This window comes from Vibrio genomosp. F10 str. 9ZD137, from assembly GCF_049974785.1.
In the GTDB taxonomy this organism is placed as follows: domain Bacteria; phylum Pseudomonadota; class Gammaproteobacteria; order Enterobacterales; family Vibrionaceae; genus Vibrio.
Genome location: NZ_JBNGCJ010000242.1, coordinates 1 through 3,628 on the forward strand (window position 1 = coordinate 1; position 3,628 = coordinate 3,628).

The 3,628-nt window shown below is 42.3% G+C and carries 4 protein-coding genes; 2 read left to right on the top strand and 2 right to left on the bottom strand.

The genetic code is table 11. The annotated features are described in order from the left end of the window. On the top strand, window positions 1-198 hold a 198-nt coding region (locus ACP45E_RS03775), incomplete at its 5' end, for an L-serine ammonia-lyase, iron-sulfur-dependent, subunit alpha (protein ID WP_198927680.1). Window positions 199-263: 65 nt separating this feature from the next. Here the strand turns inward: ACP45E_RS03775 and ACP45E_RS03780 are convergent. Then, entirely contained in the window at window positions 264-938 is a 675-nt protein-coding gene (locus ACP45E_RS03780) for a hypothetical protein (RefSeq protein WP_017038660.1), read from the bottom strand. 144 nt (window positions 939-1,082) lie between these two features. Next, window positions 1,083-1,448, bottom strand: a complete 366-nt coding sequence (gene queD, locus ACP45E_RS03785) for a 6-carboxytetrahydropterin synthase QueD (protein ID WP_017034411.1) — start codon at window positions 1,446-1,448, stop codon at window positions 1,083-1,085. A gap of 330 nt (window positions 1,449-1,778) precedes the next feature. Here queD and ACP45E_RS03790 point away from each other — a divergent pair, with 330 nt between their 5' ends. Then, a complete protein-coding gene (locus ACP45E_RS03790; RefSeq protein WP_017038661.1) occupies window positions 1,779-3,398 on the top strand; it encodes a methyl-accepting chemotaxis protein in 1,620 nt (539 codons plus the stop codon). Window positions 3,399-3,628 lie beyond the last annotated feature (230 nt).

Below are 3,628 nucleotides of genomic sequence, written 5' to 3' on the forward strand. Positions count from 1 at the left end.
CCGCTCTTCCGATCTGAGCGAAATGGTATTGCGGCGGTTAAAGCGATCAACTCGACTCGTATGGCATTGCGTCGCTCTTCTGCTCCTCGCGTTTCGCTTGATAAAGTGATTGAAACCATGCTGGAAACGGGTAAAGACATGAACGCAAAATACCGTGAAACCTCTCAAGGTGGATTGGCTATCAAGGTCGTTTGTTAGAAACCTACCTTTCTAGTTTTGCACTTATCGAAGATGGAGCCCAAGCATATAGCCTGGGCTTTTTATTATTCTAAAGAATCAAGAGTCACCTTAGATCGTATTTCATCGCCAGCACCTCGAAGTAGGTTTATTGGGGATAACACTACCCCTTTCACTGCGCCTTGTGTCGCTTCTGCGGCTATTTGCTGTGTCTTATCAATAATCTCATCGGCTTTGGCGAGCATGGGCGGGATATCGCTTCGTAGGTTATTGGATTCTGTTAAGACATTCGGTATCACCGTTGAACGGTACGCTTTACTTTCTAACAAGGCAGGAGGAATAACATCTATCCGGTATTTCTTGAGTTCATTGACTGCAGCTGGAACGACATCAACACGGTAATGTTTCATTTCAGCTAGGGCTGATGGGATAGTGTTCTCGCGATACGCAGTAAATTCTGACACGATAGCAGGAATTTTCTTGTCAACAGAATCCACCGTCTGGTTCACTTCCACCAGCGTCTTATTCACATCGTTAACCGCGACCAAAATTTGTGGAGCAATAGCTTCAACATGTTCAGCAAACAGCAACCATTCTTTTATTTCGAGTTTATCGGTAATATTACTAATATCTGTGACCATTTGCGGGTATTTATCGACGACTTCACCGACTTTTTCGGTAAAACCATGAATAGCAAAACCTAGATATAGAATCGCTATGGCTAATACGGATTGAACAATGATTGAGAGTCGTAACATCATAAAAACAAGTTCCCTTTGTGCTTCACCTAAGTACTTTTACCCTTAATTAGCCAGAACCACAACGTCAGTTTGATGTTAACGAGAGTGCTTAGGCGAAAAAAAAGCGAAGACCTGCTTCGCTTTTTATACCATTCTTGTTAATGCTTAATTTTCACCAACATAAATACAACCCGCCGTGCAGGTCTCTTTAATCTCAACTTTACTCAGCAGCGGAAGACTTGGTTTCAATTCTAGCCAAATCCACTTAGCTAAAACTTCACTAGTCGGGTTCTCTAACCCTTTAATATCATTTAGGTAGTAGTGATCAAGGCGATCATAAATCGGCTTAAATGCTTCTTTAATTTCTGAAAAATCAATCACCCAACCAGTGTGGGGATCCACCTCACCTTCAACAAAAAGACGAACCAAAAAAGAGTGTCCATGAAGACGACCACACTTGTGCCCTTCTGGTACATGTGGCAGATGGTGTGCAGCTTCAAACATAAACTCTTTGTACAATTCAGCTTTCATTTTTATTCTCTAGGTTTTTAACGACGCGCAATAGTAAGAAATAACCCACGTTGTGACAACGTTTAGTTAAGAGAAATTATACCACTTAACTGGGCCCTTCAAGCACCCAGTGTTACCGCTACCCTTGACACTTAAACTTGGTTCATAAGACTTGGCATTTATCATTTGTACATGTATCACATGAAAAACAGCGGCATCACAAGATGCTAACATCACATTTACAATGAAACCTTATGTCACATATCACATCAACAATACACCCACCATATTAACCTTACTTCAAACAAGGTATATTAGAGACGTCTGTTAAAAAACTATAAAAATAACATTATGAAAATATCCGTCAGCTTCAAACTACTCGTGACCTTAATCTCCGTCTCTACACTGGTATTATCGGTATCTACTGGTTATCAATACATCCAGCAGCGCAACCTGATCAACTCGGTACTCAGTGAACAACTGCATGAAAAAGCGAGCAACTATTTCGATAGCCTTAACATGATGATGCTCACGGGTACCATGGCTCAAAAAGAGACATTGAGAGAGAAAGCGATGGCCCAAGAGGGCATTGAAAACGTCAAAGTGCTACGCGCGGATGCAGTCAGCAAAATATATGGAGAAGGTAAAGCAAACCAACAACCAAGCGATGACATTGATCGCAGAGCGCTTGCCGGTGAAACCGTGATTGAACCGTATTCGGGTGAATGGGGCAATGGGATTGTCGTCGCGCTGCCGATGAAATCGAGCGAAAATTACCGCGGGACCAACTGTGTGTCTTGCCACTTGGCTTCCGAAGGTGAAGTACTAGGAGCGATTCGTTTAGAGTACAACTTAACCAACGTGAACAAACTCATTAATAGCCAAACCATCTTTGCTTTGGGAATCACCGCGCTGATTTCATTTGTGGGTTTTCTCATCACACTCGTTGTTATCCGAAAAACGATTGTTCGCCCGATTCAACGCACTTCCCAATTCATGCAATCTGTCAGTCAAACAAAAGATCTGTCAAAACGCGTACGTAACACAAAAAATGATGAAATTGGCGACCTTTCTAATGCGATTAATTCGTTCATGTCTACCGTGAGTGATAGCTTAAGTAAAGTGCAAGAAACTTCCCACAGCTTGTCCGCATCGGCGGCGACTCTAATTGATGTTGCTAAAATCACCGATCATGCTGCAAATAACCAACAACAAGAAACTGCTGATGTGCAAGCCAATATTGAACAAATGCAAAATCAGCAAAATCAAGTGGAACAAGCGACTGTCGATGCGTCATCGTTAATTAAACATACCACCACAATTGCTAAAGACAGTGCAAACCAAGCACACCAAGCGAGTGACGGTGTTAAAAACCTTGTCGGCGATATTGAGAACGTTAAAGACAATATTCTGCAACTTAACAACCAAACCAATGAAGTTTCTAGTATTTTGGCTGTGATTAAGGGGATTGCTGACCAGACCAATTTACTGGCACTGAATGCGGCAATAGAAGCGGCACGAGCTGGAGAGCAAGGACGTGGGTTTGCAGTTGTTGCCGACGAGGTCAGACAGCTTGCGAGTCGGACATCAGAAGCGACGGACAGTATTGAACGTATTATTTCCGAGCTTCAATCAAATAGTGAAGGCTCGCTGCTCTCTGTCGACAATGTTTGTGATCAGGCACATCAACGGTCCACCGTTATTGATGCTTTATCTTCTGCAATGAACGAAGTGGTTACTGAAATGCAGCAAGCATTAAATCACGCAGACAGTATTCAACAACAAAGTCAAGTCAGCACTCAAATTAACCAAGATATACTCGGAAAAATAGACGTCATCACTCGTCACTCTGATGACACGTCGAGTTCCGCAACACAAACGCGTGAAATCAGTATAAATCTTGAGCAATTATCTGACCGTTTAGAAGCTTTATTAAACCAATTCACCCTTTCAGACAAGAAATCCACATGAATGGATAAATATTCGCCGGATGAAGGATAATAAAGGTTGAAGCTCTCGATATGACAGGTAATATGTCCTATCGATTACAATGTTTTAACTGCCCTAGTGCTGTAAGTTCTGCTTCTTTAGCTTTGTTGACAAACGAGTTGACCTAGAGAGCAAGCGTTCAGCGGCACTGGGTGATTTATCCCTTTATGGAGAATGAAACCAACATGACTTACGAGATCGGAAGAGCGGTT

Bases quoted from the DNA above. Each gene is read 5' to 3' on its own strand.
- ACP45E_RS03780 (WP_017038660.1), bottom strand. From the start codon at position 938: ATGATGTTACGACTCTCAATCATTGTTCAATCCGTATTAGCCATAGCG.
- queD (WP_017034411.1), bottom strand. From the start codon at position 1,448: ATGAAAGCTGAATTGTACAAAGAGTTTATGTTTGAAGCTGCACACCAT.
- ACP45E_RS03790 (WP_017038661.1), top strand. From the start codon at position 1,779: ATGAAAATATCCGTCAGCTTCAAACTACTCGTGACCTTAATCTCCGTC.